Source organism: Mycobacterium sp. 852002-51152_SCH6134967 (assembly GCF_001667105.1).
Classification (GTDB): domain Bacteria; phylum Actinomycetota; class Actinomycetes; order Mycobacteriales; family Mycobacteriaceae; genus Mycobacterium; species Mycobacterium neumannii_A.
The window spans coordinates 37,334-54,033 of record NZ_LZIK01000041.1; the positions used below are offsets into that span (position 1 = coordinate 37,334).

Consider the following 16,700-nt stretch of genomic DNA (forward strand, 5'->3'; position numbering starts at 1 on the left):
GGGGCGCTGATTCGACGCTTCCCAGAGGAGGTCGGAACGGTGGCCGCGGAAATCAGACTCGCGCGGCAGGGCGCTCGATTCCCTCGAGTTCGGCACGTGCCTGTCGCTCGACGAACAACGGGATGAAGTCGCGGATGGGACGATCCGCGAAGCGGGCATGCTGTTCGCGGACCAGGCTCGTCACCGCATCCGCCGGAACGCTGGGATAAGACCCCGCCAGACGGGCGGCGATCTGATCCAGGATCTGCTGCTCATTCAACTCGATCACCCGCAAATCTTGCTCTTAGAGGGGCTAACGGGTCAAGGTGCGACTGGAGGAAATCTTTCGGAGGACGTTCTGCCGTAGCGCGTGGCAGGCGGCTCTCTCGATCAGCCATATATCCACGGCTGCCTGCCGCGCCGATGGGGGTGCTGACGCACGAAACAGACGGCCGGGTAGGTACTTTCGTGAGAGCAACCCTAAGTGTGGCGAATGACGAAGTTCACCACGGCCTCGGCGAAGGCATCGTTGCGATCGCCGGCCACCATGTGTCCGGCGCCGCCGACATCGACGAAGTCGACGTCGGGGAAGCGGCCGAGAAACTCCCGGGCGCGCCCTTCGGTCACCAGGTCACTGAGCTGCCCGCGCACGAGCAGCATCGGAACCCCGTTGCGCAGAATCGCGTCGACCGCGGCGTGCATCCGGTCCACTTCGGTCACCTCGATCGGCGGCAACGCGGCGGTGCCGTCGATGAACTTCGGATCCCAGTGCCAGTACCAGCGACCGTCGCGTTCGCGCAGGTTCGTCTTCAAGCCGTTGAGGTCGGCCGGCCTTGGCCGGTGGGGGTTGTACTGCTGGATCATGTCGGCGACCTCGTCGAGCGATGCGAAGCCCGACGTCATCTTCTCGGCCATGAAATCGTGGATGCGTGACGCGCCGGACTCGTTCATATCCGGCACGATGTCGACGAGGACGATCGCGCGCACCGTACCGGGCGCGAGTTCACCGGCGAGCAGCATCGCGGTGAACCCACCAAGGGAAGCACCGACGATGACGGGCCGGGCGGGGAGCTCGCCGAGCACTTCGAGCACGTCCCCGGCGAACGTGGTGACGCGATAGTCGCCATCGGCCGACCAGTCGGACTCGCCGTGTCCGCGGAAGTCGACGGTGACGGCCTGCCACCCGCGTTCGGCGACCGCGGCCGCCGCTCGGCCCCATGACCGCCGGGTTTGTCCGCCGCCGTGCAAGAACACCACAGCCGGCGCGGCCGGATCGCCGATGCGGTCTGCGACGATCGTCACGCCGTCGTTAGTAGAGACACGAAAAACATTGGGAGCCAGGGTCATCGGCATACCCCGGCGATGACGGTCCGAGTGATCGCCTCGGCCCGGCTCCGGCGAAACGACCGCCCCTCGGTGAGGATCGCGTAGACGATCCCGCCGACGATGGCGTCGGCCGCCGCCTGCGATGTCGCGTCATCGATCCCGTCGGCCGACAACCGCGCTCTGACGCCCTCGTGCAGTGGGTCGCTGAAGCCCGCCTGCATGCGTGCCTTGGTGTCCTCATGCTCCATTCCCGCGACGGTGAGGATGCGCAGCATGGCGTTGCCGCGCTCGCCCGTGAGTGTGGCCGCGAGGCTGGCCGACCATCGGCTCAGGTCAGCCACGAGGTCGTCGGTGTGCCCGACGGGCCGCAGGATCTTGTCCGCATCCTCGAGCAGCACATCGGCGACGAGAGCCGGGCGGCTCGGCCACCACCGGTAGATCGTCTGCTTGCCGACACCGGCGCGCGCCGCGACCGCCTCGATGCTCAGCCCGTCGAACCCGCGCTGGAGTAGCAGTTCCTTGGTGGCCGAAATGATCGCCGTGCGGGACCGCTCGCTGCGGCGGCGGGGCGCTTTCGCCTCGGTGACCATCGGTTGACTCCGCATCTGAGGGGGTCGGCTTTACAGATGGTGACAGGATGCATAATCTTTGGCAAGACGAGACGTTGCGTCTCGTGGGAGTGGAGAGGGACGCGATTGGCCGGCCACCGGTGACGCCCAAGAAGCTCGTCATCGGCGCCAGCGGCTTCTTGGGTTCCCACGTCACCAAGCAACTGGTCGCCCGCGGTGACGACGTGCGCGTGCTGCTCCGTCCGACCAGTTCGACCCGCGGCATCGACGGCTTGCCGGTCGACATCCGGCGCGGCGAAATCTTCGACGCGGACGGCGTGCGCTCCGCGATGCGTGGATGCGATGTCGTGTACTACTGCGTCGTCGACGCGCGTCCGTGGCTGCTCGACCCCGCGCCGATGTGGCGCACCAATGTCGACGGCTTACAAGCCGTGCTGGATGTCGCCGTCGACGCGGGACTGCACCGCTTCGTGTTCACCAGTTCGATCGCCACCATCGGCCGCTCCAGCGACGGCCCCGTCGACGAAACCACCGCTCACAACTGGCTCGACATCGGCGGCGACTACGTCCGCAGCCGGGTGCAGGCCGAGCAGATGGTGCTGCGCTACGCCGCCGAGAAGGGTCTTCCCTCCGTCGCGATGTGCGTCTCGAACACCTACGGGCCGGGGGATTGGCTGCCGACCCCGCACGGGGCGCTGCTGTCGGCGGCCGTGCGCGGCAAGCTGCCGTTCTACATCGACGGTTTCGAGAGCGAGACCGTCGGCATCGAGGATGCCGCGCGGGCGATGATCCTCGCGGGTGAGCGCGGCCGGATCGGTGAGCGCTACATCGTCTCCGAGCGGTGGATGAGCGCGCGGGAGATCTTCGAAGCCGGTTGTGGCGCAGTGGGAGTCGAGCCCCCACGACGCGGCGTCCCGATCGCACTGATGGCAGCCGCGAGCTACCCGAGCAGCTGGATCGCCCGGCTCCGCGGCCGTGACACCTTGTTGACACCGCTGAACATCCGGCTGATGAACATCATGTCTGTAATGGACCACTCGAAGGCGGTACGCGAGTTGGGCTGGGAGCCGTCGCCGACGCCCGACGCGATCGCGGCGGCCGCGCAGTTCTTCCGGACATCACGTCGGTCCGGCAGGGGGTCCGGGTGAGCCTGGCCCTGACCCCCGAACAACGGGAACTCAGCGAGTCGGTCGCGCAGTTCGCGGCGCGGCGCGCCCCGGTGTCGGCCACCCGCGAATCCTTCGACCTGCTTGCGCAGGGCCGCCTGCCGTCATGGTGGGAGGAGTTCGTCGCCAACGGATTTCACGCCGTGCACTTGCCCGAGAACTACGGCGGTCAGGGCGGCGCCCTGCTCGACGCCGCCTGCGTGCTCGAGGCGGCGGGCAGGACATCGCTTCCCGGACCGCTGCTGCCGACCGTGGCGACGGGCGCGGTCGCCCTGCTGGCCGAACCGACCCCTTCGGCCACAGCGTTGCTGACCCGCCTCGCCGCCGGCGACGCGGCCGCGTTGGCGTTGCCCGGCGACTCGACGTTCACTGCCCGCGACGACGGCCACCGGTGGTCGATCAACGGCGACTCGGACCTGATCGCGGGGATTTGTGCGGCGACAACGGCTTTGGTCTGTGCCGTCAGCGACCGCGGGGACCACATCTGGCTCGCCATCGATACGACGCATCCCGCGGCGGCCGTCGAATCCGTGCGCGGCACCGACCTGTTGACCGACCTCGGCAGGTTGCGTCTTGCCGACTATCCGGTCGAGAAGACCGACGTTCTCAACGGTATCGACGCCCGGCGGGCCGAGTACCTTGCCACCGCGCTGACAGCGAGCGTGGCCGTCGGCATCACGCAGTGGTGTGTGGAAGCCGCCACCGCGCATCTGCGCACGCGCGAACAGTTCGGCAAGCTCATCGGCACGTTCCAGGCGCTGCAGCACAGCGCCGCAATGCTTCTGGTCAACAGCGAGTTGGCCAGCGCGGCGACCTGGGACGCGGTGCGCGCGGCGTCCGAACCGATCGACCAACACGCGATGGCCGCGGCCGGCGCTGCGCTGATGGCCGTCGCGCCGTGCCCGGACCTTGCCCTGGACACGCTGACGATGTTCGGCGCCATCGGCTTCACCTGGGAACACGACCTGCACCTCTACTGGCGGCGCGCCACCAGCCTGTCCGCGTCGATCGGGGACAGGAATCGCTGGGCCAAGCGGCTGGGTGAACTGACCGCCACTGGTGAACGCGATTTCTCGGTCGACCTCGGTGAGGCCGAATCCGCGTTCCGGGCCCGGATCGCCGAGACCCTCGAGGAGGCCGCGGCGCTGAGCAACGATGGCCCGGGGCGTCAAGGCGACTACGAGCACTTCGCCACGGGCGCGCAGCGCACCGCCATCGCCGATGCGGGATTGATCGCCCCGCACTGGCCGCCGCCCTGGGGAATCGACGCCAGCCCGCTGCAACAACTGATCATCGACGAGGAGTTCGGCAAGCGGCCCTCGGTGGTACGACCGTCGCTGGGAATCGCCGAGTGGATCCTGCCCTCACTGATCAAGGCCGGCTCCAAAGAGCTGCAGCAGCAGCTCATCACGCCCACCCAGCGCGGCGAACTGGCGTGGTGCCAGCTGTTCAGCGAGCCGGGTGCGGGTTCGGATCTCGCCGCATTGGCCACGCGGGCGACCAAGGTCGACGGCGGATGGCGCATCCACGGGCACAAGATCTGGACCTCATCGGCGCACCGGGCCGACTACGGAGCGCTACTTGCCCGGACCGATCCGACGGCCCCGAAACACCGCGGCATCGGCTACTTCATCATCGACATGCGCTCACCCGGGATCGAAGTCCAGCCGATCAAGCAGGCCAGCGGGGAACAGGAGTTCAACGAGGTCTTCCTCGACGACGTCTTCGTCCCCGACGGGATGCTGCTCGGCGAGCCGACCGGGGGGTGGGCGCTGGCCATCGCCACCATGGCCGAAGAGCGTTCGGCCATCAGTGGTTACGTGCAGTACGACCGGGCAGCGCCACTGCGTCGAAGCGCCGCGGCACCCGACAGGCCGCGCGAGGACGCGCTGCGCGAGCTGGGGGAACTCGACGCCTACGCCAACGCGATCAAAGCACTCGGTGTGCGCGAGACCATCCGGCTGCTCGACGGGCAGGCTTCGGGCGCGGCGTCCAGCATCGCCAAGGTTGCGATGAACGTGCTTCTGCGACGCACGTTCCCGGCAACCCTCGGCTCGGCGGGCCGATCGGCGATGGCCGCCGAATCCGACGTCGTACAGCCGTATCTGCGAGTGCCCGCCGAGCTGATCGGAGGCGGCACCAAGGAGATTCAACTCAACATCATCGCCCAGATGATCCTCGGGCTCCCGCGCAAGTGATCAACTGAAGAAGGACACCCATGGGACTACGTGGTGAAGCCGCGATCGTCGGCTACGTCGAACTGCCGCCCGAGCGGTTCAACAAGGCGACCCCGGCGCCGTTCACCCTCGAGCAGTGGGCGGAGCTGGCCTCGGCTGCGCTGCAGGACGCCGGGCTCTCAGGAGAACTCGTCAACGGCATCGTCACCTCACACCTGGCCGAGTCGGAGATCTTCGTACCGTCCACGATCGCCGAATACCTGGGCGTGCGAGCCAACTTCGCCGAGCTCGTCGACCTCGGCGGGGCGAGCGCGGCGGCGATGGTGTGGCGGGCGGCCGCGGCGGTCGAGCTCGGCTTGTGCGACGTGGTGCTGTGTGCGCTGCCGGCGCGCTACATCACGCCGATGTCGGAGAAGAAGCCGAAGCCGTTGGTAGACGCCGTGTTCTTCGGTTCGTCGAGCAATCAGTACGGTTCTCCGCAGGCCGAATTCGAGATCCCGTACGGCAACCTGGGGCAGAACGGGCCGTACGGTCAGGTAGCCACCCGCTACGGAGCGGTGTACGGCTACGACGAGCGGGCGATGGCCAAGATCGTCGTCGATCAACGGGTCAACGCCAATTACACCGAAGGCGCGATCTGGAAGGACAAACCACTAACCGTCGACGACGTGCTGAACAGCCCGATCATCGCCGACCCGTTGCACATGCTCGAGATCGTGATGCCGTGTGTGGGCGGCGCAGCGGTGGTCGTCGCGAGCGCGGACATCGCCAGGCGAGCGCGGAACAGGCCGGTGTGGATCAAGGGTTTCGGCGAGCACGTCCCGTTCAAGACCCCCACGTACGCGGCCGATCTCCTGCACACCCCGATGGCGGAGGCCGCCGCAACCGCTTTCGGCATGACCGATCTGACCCGCACCGATATGGACATGGTCTCGATCTACGACTGCTACACGATCACCGTGCTGCTGTCGCTGGAGGACGCCGGGTTCTGCGAGAAGGGCAAGGGCATGCAGTTCGTCGCCGACCACGACCTCACGTTCCGCGGGGACTTCCCGCTGAACACCGCCGGGGGCCAACTCGGTTTCGGCCAGGCCGGTCTCGCGGGCGGAATGCACCACGTCTGCGATGCGACGCGCCAGATCATGGGCCGGGCCGACGCCGCACAGGTGCCCGCCTGCAATCGCGCGTTCGTGTCCGGTAACGGCGGAATCCTGTCCGAGCAGACCGCCCTGATCCTCGAGGGAGACTGACCCGTGACCACCTTCGAGCGGCCCATGCCGGTGAAAACCCCGACCACCGCGCCTTTTTGGGATGCGCTGGCCCAGCACCGCATCCTGATCCAGTACTCGCCGTCTTCGGATGCGTACGTGTTCTATCCGAGGGTGCGAGCCCCGCGGACCCTCACCGACGACCTCGAGTGGCGCGAGATCTCCGGGATGGGCACGCTGTACTCGTACACGGTGGCGCGCCGGCCCGTCGGGCCGCACTTCGCCGATGCGGTGCCTCAGCTGCTGGCGATCGTCGAATGGGATGAGGGACCGCGGTTTTCCACCGAGCTGGTCGACGTTGAACCCGGCGACCTGAGAGTCGGGATGCGGGTCAAACCCGTGTTCTTCGACTACCCCGAGCACGACGTGACGATGCTGCGCTACACCCCGGCATAGTCGCTCAGCGCTGCAGGGGGGCCAGCAGCGCTTCGAGGCCGTAGGCGAACACCGCGTCATAGTCGGTGGGTGACTGCAGCGCTTGCACGAGGGCACGGTCGGGCCAGTCATCGGTCCACAGCGACGGGTCCTCCTCGTCGTGTTTCTCGCCGCGCACGGCCGAAAACTGCATCACCGCAGACGAAATGACATGCACCTCGACCGCACGCAGCACCAGGGCAGCGTCCTGGCCCATCACCCCGAGCTCGGCGAGTTGGGCCGCCAGCGCCTGTTGAACCGGCAGGAACAACCGCGGTGTCTGGTCGCGCTCGTGGGCGATGGCGAGCAGATGTTGTCTGCTGATGAGTGCCCGCCGCTGAGCATGCGCGAGCGAGGCGATGCGGTCGACCGCGGTGTCGCCCTCGTTGGGCAGATGTGCCATCTCGTCGAGCAGCCGGTCCACGAGACTGTCGAACAGCTTGTCGCGGCCGCCGACGTGCCAGTAGATCGAGGTCACCGCCACCCCGAGCTGCTCGGCCAGCCCGCGCATGGTGAAGCCGTCCACCCCGTGCAGTTCGATCATCCTGGCGGCGGCGTCGAGGATGACCTCTGCGTTGACCGCCTCCTGGCCCCTAGCGGCCGTCCGTCGTGTCGCCACCGGGCTCACCCCCGGTCATCCGTTCGGACTCGGGCAGGTCGAGGTAGCGCTCGAGGTTGCGGTGCATGTTGATCACGCGGCGCTCCTCGTTGGACAGCGTCAGGTGCTTCAAGCCCGGCTGGTGCAGGCCCCGCTGTAAACCCGCCAACACCGAGATGTCCTGGGTGAGAACCAGTCCGGGGTGGGCGTCTTCGGCCTTCATGCGCACGTCGACGGGCTTGGTACGTGGCGAGCCTGGCGCCATCCGTGTCCACAGCAGCATCACCAATTCGCCGCGGTCCGGATCGGATCCCGGATGTGACGTCATCACCGTCAGGTGGTCGGCATTCATCAGCAGCGTCATGTTCGGGAACACGTTGTACTGGTGCAGCCGCATGATCTGCTCGGTGCCCGCCCATTGCAGGTCGACACCGCGGGATGCGGCGAATGCGCGTGTGCGGGCGGCGATGACATCGGCGACCGACGCGCCGGCTTCGCGGTCGTCGGGCAGCGGGGTGCCCTCCTCGACGCCCATCAATGCGCCCTGCGTGCACACGTACGCGTCCCATACCTCGTCGTCGCTGACCGACTGTTTCAAGTGGGGGCTCGGCACCCCGTACAGCTGTTCGGATTTGCCCGTGTGTCCCCAGATCGTCTGTGGGGCGTAGACATCGTCCATGCAGCGATGCAACTCAGGGTGCAGGGTTTGAATGTGGTAGGTCTCGCTGTAGCCGTCGACGATCGTCTTCCAGTTGGCGTCGACGTCGATCGTCATCGTGGCGTAGCAGCGGAAGTCGGCCAGCCTGCACCATTCCACATCGGCGGGCATCGCCTCGAGGTATTCGAGCAGCGGCATCGCGTCGACATCGAGGTTGACGAAGACCAGCCGTTCCCAGGTGTCGACGGCGACCGGCACCAGCGGCAGCTCGGACATGTGTAATGCGCCGAACCCCTTGCGGTTCGGTACCCGCCGCAGCGATCCGCCGAGATCCCACGTCCAGCCGTGGTACCCGCACCGCAGCTCGCGCAGACCCGAGCCCGCCCCGGAGCACAGTGAGTTGCCGCGATGCCGGCACACGTTCTGAAACGCCCGCAGAACGCTGTCGTCGCCGCAGACGATCAGCACGGAGTATGGGCCGCAGCGATATTCGAAGTAGTCGCCAGGCTCGGCGACGTGATCAGTCGTGCAGGCCAGTTGCCACACCTTGGGCCACATGCGTTCGATCTCGAGAGCAGCGAATGCGGGCGAATAGTACCGCTCGGCCGGCACCAGGGTGGGCCGCGCGGGCGGGGTGCCGATCGCATCTTCGCGTCGGACTTCTTGCGCTGTGTGTGTCACGAACGGTCCTCTCCGAAGTCGCCGCGAAGCTTCTGTAACGGTGTTACAGTGCCCGACATTAGCGGCTGACATCCGGATGCGGAGGAGTAATCGTGTTCGACCTGAAAATCACCGGCGGAACCGTCGTCGACGGCACAGGAGCGGACCGGTACACCGCCGACATCGGCATCAGGGACGGCAGGATCGTCGAAGTCCGTCGCCGCGGACACGGCGACGCTCCGCTGGAGGGCGAAGCCGCCGAGACGATGGATGCCACCGGGAAAGTCGTCGCACCGGGCTTCGTCGACATCCACACCCATTACGACGGGCAGGTCAGCTGGGACAGCTTGCTCGAGCCCTCCAGCGGCCACGGGGTGACCACCGTGGTGACCGGCAATTGCGGCGTCGGGTTCGCACCGGTGCGGCCAGGCCACGAGGAATGGCTGATCGGGTTGATGGAGGGCGTCGAAGACATCCCGGGCACCGCGCTCACCGAGGGCATCTCGTGGGGGTGGGAGAGTTATCCCGAATACCTCGATGTCGTCGAAAAGCAGGACTTCGCCATCGATGTGGGCAGCCAGATCGCCCACGGCGCGGTGCGCGCGTATGCGATGGGGGAGCGCGGAGCCCGCAACGAGCCCGCCTCACCGGAGGACATCGCGGTGATGGCCCGCCTCGTGCAGCAGGGCATCGAGGCCGGTGCGCTGGGCTTCTCGACGTCGCGCACGCTGGGGCACCGGGCCATCGACGGTGAACCGGTTCCGGGCACCTTCGCCGCCGAAGACGAACTGTTCGGCCTCGGCCGCGCCATGGCCGCCGGCGGGCGGGCCGTGTTCGAGCTGGCGCCGCAGGGGGTCGCGGGCGAGGACATCATCGCGCCCAAGAAGGAACTGGAATGGATGAAGCGTCTCGCCGCCGAGATTGACCGACCCATCTCGTTCGGGATGATCCAGGTCGATGCGGCGCCGGACCTGTGGCGGGAACAGCTCGACATCTCGGCCGAGGCCCACGCGTCAGGCAGTGAACTCTATCCGCAGATCGCCGCGCGCCCGTTCGGGATGCTGTTCGGCTTCCCGGGCCATCACGCCTTCACCCACCGGCCGACCTTCCGCAAGCTGAAGGCCGAATGCAGCCGCGAAGAGTTGGCCGCGCGCCTGGCGGACCCGGCGGTCAAGGCCGCGATCCTGGCCGAGGAGGACTTGCCGCCCGATCCGAATGTGTTGTTCGACAACATGTTCGCGCTCGTGCAGTACTCGCTGGGTCGCATCTATGCGCTGGGCGATCCGCCCGACTACGAACCGACGGTCGAACGCACCGTGGACAAGATCGCCAGCGACCGCGGTGAGGACCCGCTGACCACGTTGTACGACCTGATGCTCGAGGACGACGCAACGGCGATGCTGATGCTGCCGTTCTACAACTATTTCTACGGCAACCACGACGCGATCCGGGAGATGCTGCTGCATCCGGCGGGTGTGGTCGGGTTGTCCGACGGCGGCGCACATTGCGGCATGATCTGCGACGCGTCGTATCCCACGTTCCTTCTCACGCACTGGGCGCGAGACCGCCACCGCGGTGACAAGCTTCCGCTGGAATACGTGGTGCGCAAACAGTCTCACGACACCGCGCAGCTGTTCGGGCTGACCGATCGCGGCGTCATCGAGGTAGGCAAGAAGGCCGACGTCAATGTCATCGACATGGATGCACTGACATTGCATCCCGCGCGGATAACCTATGACCTGCCTGCGGGGGGACAGCGGTTGGTGCAGGGCGCCTCCGGTTACACCGCGACGATCGTCAGCGGCGTGGTGACGCGCCGCGACGGCGTCGACACGGGCGCCCGGCCGGGGCGCCTTGTGCGCGGCGCTCGCTGATCCCGGATCAGCCGCAGACGAGAGACGGCCCCCTCGTTGCCGAGGGGGCCGTCATCGTCGTACCTACTTAGTTGCTGCCGGAACCGCTGCCCGACCCGGAACCGCTGCCCGAGCCGGAACCGCTGCCCGAGCCGGAACCGCTGCCCGAGCCGGAGCCCGTGCTGCCGGAGCTGTTGGCCGAGCCGGTGCTGCCGGAGCCGGTGCCGGTGCTGCCGTCCGAACCGGTGCCGGTGCTGTCTGTCGAGCCGGCGCTGCCGATCGAACCGGTGCTGCCGGTCGAACCGGTGCTGCCGGTCGAACCGGTGCTGCCGGAGCCGGTCGTGCTGCCGGCACCGGTGGTGGTGCCGGAACCGCTGGTGCTGCCGGTGCTGCCGCTCCGGCTGGTGCTGATGCCCGAGGTGTTGCTGCCGGTGTTGGTGTTCGAGCCCGTGGTGCTCTCGGCGTCGGTGGTGCTGTCGCCGGCATCCTCACCAGCGTCCGAGCCTTCCTCGGCGCCGGTGCTCACCTCGCTGCCCTCCTCGGCGCTCTCCTCGGTGCCTTCGGCTTCCTCGGTGGCTTCGTCGGTGCTCTCCTCGGTGCCTTCGGCTTCCTTGGCGGCTTCGCCCGTGCTTTCGCCGGTGCCTTCGCCTTCGCCTTCGCCGTCGTTGGCACCTTCGTCTTCACCCTCGCCGTCATTGGCGAGGCTGATCGCGAGTGTGTCACCACCGAAGCTGAACTGGCCCGGGCCACCCGGCGCGCTCAGGGTCGACGCAGCAGGAACCGGAGGCGCGATCGCGTTGGCGATCTGGCTGGGCAGCGTGACCGCGAGATAGGTGAACAGACCACGGTCGAGCAGACCCTGCCACTCCGAGGGGGAGGCGGCGGGCTGGAATCCGTTGACCAGAGCGCTGAGCGCCAGCACCGGGAGGTTCACCAGGTTGGTGACGGCGTCGGCGATGTTGCCTGCGGCCAACGCTTCGCGTGTGGCGTCGAAAATCTCGGTCGACTGCACGATCGAGCCGACGATCGGTTCGAAAATCGCCTTGGTGAGCGCGAATTCAGAGACGACATCGAGCAGTGCAGGCAACTTCTCCGCGCCGGGCAGCGCCCCCACGAACTGCGAGGGGATGGAGAGGATCGGGATCAGCGGCCGCATTCCGGCCAGGAACCTGAGCACGAACCAGCCGTTGACCTTCGAGAAAGCCTCGAAGAACTGTCCCTGCGACAGGTAGGTCAGTGACTCGCTAATCACACCGGGAAGCTGTTCAGCCGCCAGCCGCATCGCCTCGATGGTCCCCGAGATCGCCGTCTCGATGGTGGGTCCGTACTTCGAATTGAAGTTGAGAACCTCATTCAGCAGAGGACCCGGGTTCAGGGTGTTCTGAATCAGGACATTGGCGGTCTCGCGGAAGATGTAGCCGGTGCTCAGCTGCCTCAAGAGGTTTTCCGTCGCGCCGGCGGAGTCTCCGGTCAGCGTCTCCAGGCTTCCGAACGTGTCGGCGATGGCCTGTCCCCACACGAGGAGCGGATTGCTGGCCGCCGTGAGCTGGACCGCGGCGTGCGCGACGCGCTCCTGGACATCCTGAACAGTGGGCATCGGGGGGGCTACCGGGCTGACCGCGATCACGCTGGCACTTGCCATTGCGACGCCAGCAACCAACAGCTTGGAGTTGCGCCGACTCGATGGCGAGTAACTGGGTGGGAGGTCCTGAACCGGCGGACCGGCCTGAACTGCTAGTTGCACGTTTTCTCCTGTTGTGCCTGTGAATTTGCCAAATGGCAGCTGAAGATTAGCTGAGCCTAACCTAAGAGGCAAGTGATTCGTACCACTAAACAGGGTGGACTATGCTGGCCGGTCCTGCGCTGTCACAGGCTCGCCATAACTCGGCATATTGCAGATGACGCACGGTACTTGCATGTGCACGCAGTGATCGTAAGGAAACTTACACGAGAGCGAGCCACCGTCCAGGGCCACCTCTCCGCAACGCCGTGACCTGTGACACATCAGAGCAAGAGTCTGCTGAAGGTCGGGTGGATAAGTTGCTGGAAGTCGACTCTCAGGTCGCCGGGGCTTCCGGCGACCTGAGCGCAACGACTTCGCCCGAGCCGCATCCTTCCGCGCAAGTGCTCATGGTGGGCAAAGAGCTAGGCCTGAGCTTCTCCGTCACCTCACTTGACTGCGAGCGTTGCGGTGGCCCTGCCTCGCACCGCCGCCGACCCACCCAGGCAAACCGGTGACACCGCGTCCTCCCAGAAACCGGCCACGAGCTGGTCTTCAAAGATTGACAGCCGATAGTTCGACAGGCTAGATATACGACACGCACGGTGGACAGGGTCATGGGGACACGGTCGGCCTGCGACACGCGCGCCACCGAAGGGTCATGGGATGACCGCAATTCGACCAGCCCGCAGTCCGTCCGGAACGCAGGCCGAACGATCGCGCATCGCTCATGCCATCCGGGTGCTCTCGGTGCCGATCATCATCGGCTGGCTGGTGCTGACCGCGGTAACCAACGTGTTCGTCCCGTCGTTGGAGAAGGTCGGCGAGGCCAACACCGTCTCGATGAACGCCCACGACGCGCCGGCTTTCATCGCGATGCAGCGCATCGGCGCGAACTTCCAGGAGTTCGACTCCGACAGCAACGCGATGGTCATCCTGGAGGGTGACAAACCGCTCGGCGCACAAGCACGCCGCTACTACGACGAGTTGATCCAGAGGTTCCGCGCCGACCCAGAACACGTCGAGCATGTCGCCGATTTCTGGAGCGACCCGCTGACCGCAGCGGGGGCGCAGAGCGCCGACGGAAAGTCGGCGTATGTGCAAATCTATCTGCGCGGGAACATCGGCGAGACGATCGCGAACGAATCGATCCAAGCGGTCCGCGACATCATCACGGAAGTCCCTGCCCCGCAGGGAATCAGGGCGTACGTCACCGGCGGAGCGGCGTTGAACGCCGACCAGCGCGTCGCGGGTGACAAGGGAGCCGTCAAAGCAACTGTCGCAACGCTGATCGTCATCGCGGTGATGCTGCTGATCGTCTACCGCTCGATCGCCACCATGGTGCTGATCCTGTTCATGGTGTTCGTCGAACTCGGCGCCTCCCGTGGCATCGTCGCCTTCCTCGGCAACACCGGACTGATCGGGCTCTCGACATTCGCCACCAGCCTGCTGACCCTGATCGCCATCGCCGCGGGAACCGACTACGCGATCTTCCTGATCGGCCGGTATCAAGAGGCCCGCCAGGCCGGCGAGGACAAGGAAACCGCCTACTACACCATGTTTCACGGCACTGCCCACGTGGTGCTGGGCTCCGGTCTGACGATCGCCGGCGCCTTGTTGTGCCTGAAGTTCACCAGGCTGCCGTGGTTCCAGACCATGGCGGTGCCATGCGCGGTGGGCGTTCTCGTCGCGGTGATCGCCGCCTTGACGTTGGGCCCGGCTGTCACCGTCGTGGGTAGCCGGTTCGGATTCTTCGAACCGAAGCGACCGATCAACTCCCGCGGATGGCGACGGGTCGGCGTCGTGGTCGTGCGGTGGCCGGGGCCGGTTCTCGTCGCGACCTGCGCCCTGTCGCTGGTCGGGTTGCTGGCGCTGACCGGATACAAGGTCGACTACGACGGGCGGCACTTCCTTCCCGCTGACACCCCGTCGAACATCGGATACGACGTCGCCGACCGGCATTTCGACGCTGCCCGGATGAACCCCGAACTGATGATGGTCGAGAGCGACCACGATCTACGCAACTCGGCCGACTTCCTGGTGATCGACAAGATCGCCAAGGGGGTCTTTCGCGTACCCGGCATCGCCCGCGTGCAGACCATCACCCGGCCGCAGGGTAAGCCGATCGAGCACACCACTATCCCGTTTCTGCTGAGCATGCAGGGCACGACCAACCAGCTCAATCAGAAGTACCTGCAGGACCGGATGGCCGACATGTTGGTCCAGGCCGACGAGATGCAGTCGACCATCGACCAGATGGAAAAGATGGCAAGCCTGATGCAGCAGATGGCCGACACCACTCACAGCATGGTGCGAAAGACCAAGGAGATGACGGTCGACATTGCCGAATTACGGGATCACATCGCCGATTTCGACGACTTCTTCCGACCCATCCGCAGTTACTTCTACTGGGAACCGCACTGCTTCAACATTCCGATCTGCTGGTCGCTGCGCTCGATCTTCGACACCCTCGACGGCATCGACACGTTGACCGATGACATCGAGCACCTCGTGCCCGATCTCGAACACCTCGACAGCCTGATGCCTCAGCTGATCCTGCTGCTGCCCCAGCAGATCGAAACCATGAAGACGATGAAGACCATGATGCTGACCATGCACTCCTCGCAGAAGGGACTGCAGGATCAGATGGCCGCGATGCAGGAGAACTCGCACGCCATGGGCGACGCGTTCGACGCATCGATGAACGACGACTCGTTCTACCTGCCGCCAGAAGCGTTCGAGAACAAGGACTTCCAGCGCGGCATGGAAAACTTCATTTCACCGGATGGTAGGTCGGTGCGCTTCATCATCGAGCATGAGGGTGATCCCGCCACCCCAGAAGGCATCGACCACATCGACGCGATCAAGCTCGCGGCCAAGGAAGCCATCAAGGGCACCCCGTTGGAGGGGTCCACCATCTACCTCGGCGGAACCGCGGCAACGTACAAGGACATGCGCGACGGCTCCAACTACGACCTGATGATCGCCGGATTGTCCGCTGCGGCATTGATCTTCATCATCATGCTGATCATCACGCGGGCGGTGGTGGCCGCTGCGGTGATCGTCGGAACGGTTCTGCTTTCGCTGGGCACGTCGTTCGGACTGTCTGTGCTCGTCTGGCAACACCTGCTGGGCATCAAGCTGCACTGGATCGTGTTGGTGATGTCGGTGATCCTGTTGTTGGCCGTCGGCTCGGATTACAACCTGCTGCTGGTTTCCCGGTTCAAGGAGGAACTGCACCACGGGTTCAAAATCGCGATCATCCGTGCGATGGCCGGTTCGGGGAAGGTCGTCACTTCGGCGGGCCTGGTGTTCGCCGCGACGATGGCCTCGTTCGTCGTCGGCGATCTGCGCAGCATCGCCCAGGTCGGCAGCACGATCGCGTTGGGTCTGTTGTTCGACACCCTCATCGTGCGCGCGTTCATGACGCCGTCCGTCGCCGCCCTGCTCGGCCGTTGGTTCTGGTGGCCGCAGAGGGTGCTCACTCCGGCATCGCAGCGCAGGATGGCCGCCGTGTTCCCGGAGCGGGCGGCGGTGGGAAGCAGTGTCCGCGGCCGAGCAGAACCGAAGTCATAGAGCTTTCCGAACGCGCTCCTTCTTCGGGGTCTGTGGTGCCATGATTGGCAGATGTCGAACCCCGACGTGGCGGACAGCCCACTACCGTCTGCCTCGGCTTGGGCTATTGCGGACCGCAATGTCGGCACGTTCAGGTTCTGGTTCGTCGGGCAGCGCTGGGAGTGGTCGGACGAAGTGGCGCGGATGCACGGGTACGAACCGGGCACCGTCGTGCCGACAACCGAACTGCTGCTGTCGCACAAACATCCCGACGACCGACAGCACGTCCAGGATCTACTCGACCACGCCCTGCACCTGGGTGGCTCGTTCTCGAGCCGCCACCGGTTCATCGACACCGCGGGCAGGTTGCATACCGTCATCGTGATCGGCGACCGGATGCTCGACGACAAGGGTGCGGTGGTCGGCACCGAGGGCTACTACATCGACCTGACCGACACGTTCGCCCAGACCCGCCGCCAAGCGTTGAGTGACTCGCTGCCCGAGCTGTTCGAGGCCAGAGCGGCGATCGAGCAAGCCAAGGGCGCCCTGATGCTCGTCTACTGCATCGACGCCGAAGCCGCGTTCGAGTTGCTGATGTGGCGCTCACAGCACACCAACACGAAGTTGCGCTCCCTGGCCGCGCAGATCGTCGCCGAACTCGGCACGATCGATCCCCAGCGGGACGACCTGCGAAGGCAGTTCGACCATCTGCTGCTCACCGCGCACACCCGCGCCGAGTAGGTGATCGAGGGCCGTG

At 66.0% G+C, this 16,700-nt stretch carries 13 protein-coding genes; 7 read left to right on the plus strand and 6 right to left on the minus strand.

Annotated elements, in window-relative coordinates:
* Window positions 1-52 precede the first annotated feature (52 nt).
* From A5790_RS13005 to A5790_RS13015, 3 genes are all read right to left on the minus strand, one after another.
* Window positions 53-268, minus strand: coding sequence for a three-helix bundle dimerization domain-containing protein (locus tag A5790_RS13005; RefSeq protein WP_082961700.1), 216 nt, complete (start codon window positions 266-268; stop codon window positions 53-55).
* 191 nt (window positions 269-459) lie between these two features.
* Window positions 460-1,326, minus strand: coding sequence for an alpha/beta fold hydrolase (locus A5790_RS13010; protein WP_156656384.1), 867 nt, complete (start codon window positions 1,324-1,326; stop codon window positions 460-462).
* Window positions 1,323-1,895: a TetR/AcrR family transcriptional regulator gene (locus A5790_RS13015; RefSeq protein ID WP_066844570.1), complete on the minus strand. Its 573-nt coding sequence runs from the start codon at window positions 1,893-1,895 to the stop codon at window positions 1,323-1,325. Before A5790_RS13015 ends, A5790_RS13010 begins: the two co-directional genes overlap by 4 nt.
* A gap of 119 nt (window positions 1,896-2,014) precedes the next feature.
* Here A5790_RS13015 and A5790_RS13020 point away from each other — a divergent pair, with 119 nt between their 5' ends.
* From A5790_RS13020 to A5790_RS13035, 4 genes are read left to right on the plus strand one after another with little or no spacing between them, the layout of a single operon-like run.
* On the plus strand, window positions 2,015-3,022 hold the full coding sequence (locus tag A5790_RS13020) for an NAD-dependent epimerase/dehydratase family protein (RefSeq protein WP_066844573.1): 1,008 nt from the start codon (window positions 2,015-2,017) through the stop codon (window positions 3,020-3,022).
* On the plus strand, window positions 3,019-5,238 hold the full coding sequence (locus A5790_RS13025; RefSeq protein ID WP_066844576.1) for an acyl-CoA dehydrogenase: 2,220 nt from the start codon (window positions 3,019-3,021) through the stop codon (window positions 5,236-5,238). The genes A5790_RS13020 and A5790_RS13025 overlap by 4 nt, the downstream gene beginning before the upstream one ends.
* 20 nt (window positions 5,239-5,258) lie before the next feature.
* On the plus strand, window positions 5,259-6,467 hold the full coding sequence (locus tag A5790_RS13030; protein WP_066844579.1) for a thiolase family protein: 1,209 nt from the start codon (window positions 5,259-5,261) through the stop codon (window positions 6,465-6,467).
* A gap of 3 nt (window positions 6,468-6,470) precedes the next feature.
* Window positions 6,471-6,881, plus strand: a complete 411-nt coding sequence (locus A5790_RS13035) for a Zn-ribbon domain-containing OB-fold protein (protein ID WP_066844582.1) — start codon at window positions 6,471-6,473, stop codon at window positions 6,879-6,881.
* Between the two features lie 4 nt (window positions 6,882-6,885).
* On the opposite strand, the gene A5790_RS13040 is transcribed toward A5790_RS13035, so the two are convergent.
* Window positions 6,886-7,518, minus strand: a complete 633-nt coding sequence (locus tag A5790_RS13040) for a TetR family transcriptional regulator (protein WP_066844674.1) — start codon at window positions 7,516-7,518, stop codon at window positions 6,886-6,888.
* On the minus strand, window positions 7,493-8,836 hold the full coding sequence (locus A5790_RS13045) for an aromatic ring-hydroxylating dioxygenase subunit alpha (RefSeq protein ID WP_066844585.1): 1,344 nt from the start codon (window positions 8,834-8,836) through the stop codon (window positions 7,493-7,495). The genes A5790_RS13040 and A5790_RS13045 overlap by 26 nt, the downstream gene beginning before the upstream one ends.
* Before the next feature lie 92 nt (window positions 8,837-8,928).
* On the opposite strand from A5790_RS13045, the gene A5790_RS13050 reads away from it, so the two are divergent.
* On the plus strand, window positions 8,929-10,689 hold the full coding sequence (locus A5790_RS13050) for an amidohydrolase family protein (protein ID WP_066844588.1): 1,761 nt from the start codon (window positions 8,929-8,931) through the stop codon (window positions 10,687-10,689).
* 67 nt (window positions 10,690-10,756) lie between these two features.
* On the opposite strand, the gene A5790_RS25780 is transcribed toward A5790_RS13050, so the two are convergent.
* Window positions 10,757-12,310, minus strand: coding sequence for a hypothetical protein (locus A5790_RS25780; protein ID WP_066844591.1), 1,554 nt, complete (start codon window positions 12,308-12,310; stop codon window positions 10,757-10,759).
* 744 nt (window positions 12,311-13,054) lie between these two features.
* Between A5790_RS25780 and A5790_RS13060 the strand changes: the two genes are divergently transcribed.
* Both A5790_RS13060 and A5790_RS13065 read left to right on the plus strand, forming a co-directional pair.
* Window positions 13,055-15,964 (plus strand): RND family transporter, encoded by a 2,910-nt coding sequence (locus A5790_RS13060; RefSeq protein WP_066844594.1) that lies wholly within the window; start codon window positions 13,055-13,057, stop codon window positions 15,962-15,964.
* Window positions 15,965-16,015: 51 nt separating this feature from the next.
* On the plus strand, window positions 16,016-16,684 hold the full coding sequence (locus tag A5790_RS13065; protein ID WP_082961704.1) for a PAS and ANTAR domain-containing protein: 669 nt from the start codon (window positions 16,016-16,018) through the stop codon (window positions 16,682-16,684).
* The last annotated feature ends 16 nt before the right edge of the window (window positions 16,685-16,700 follow it).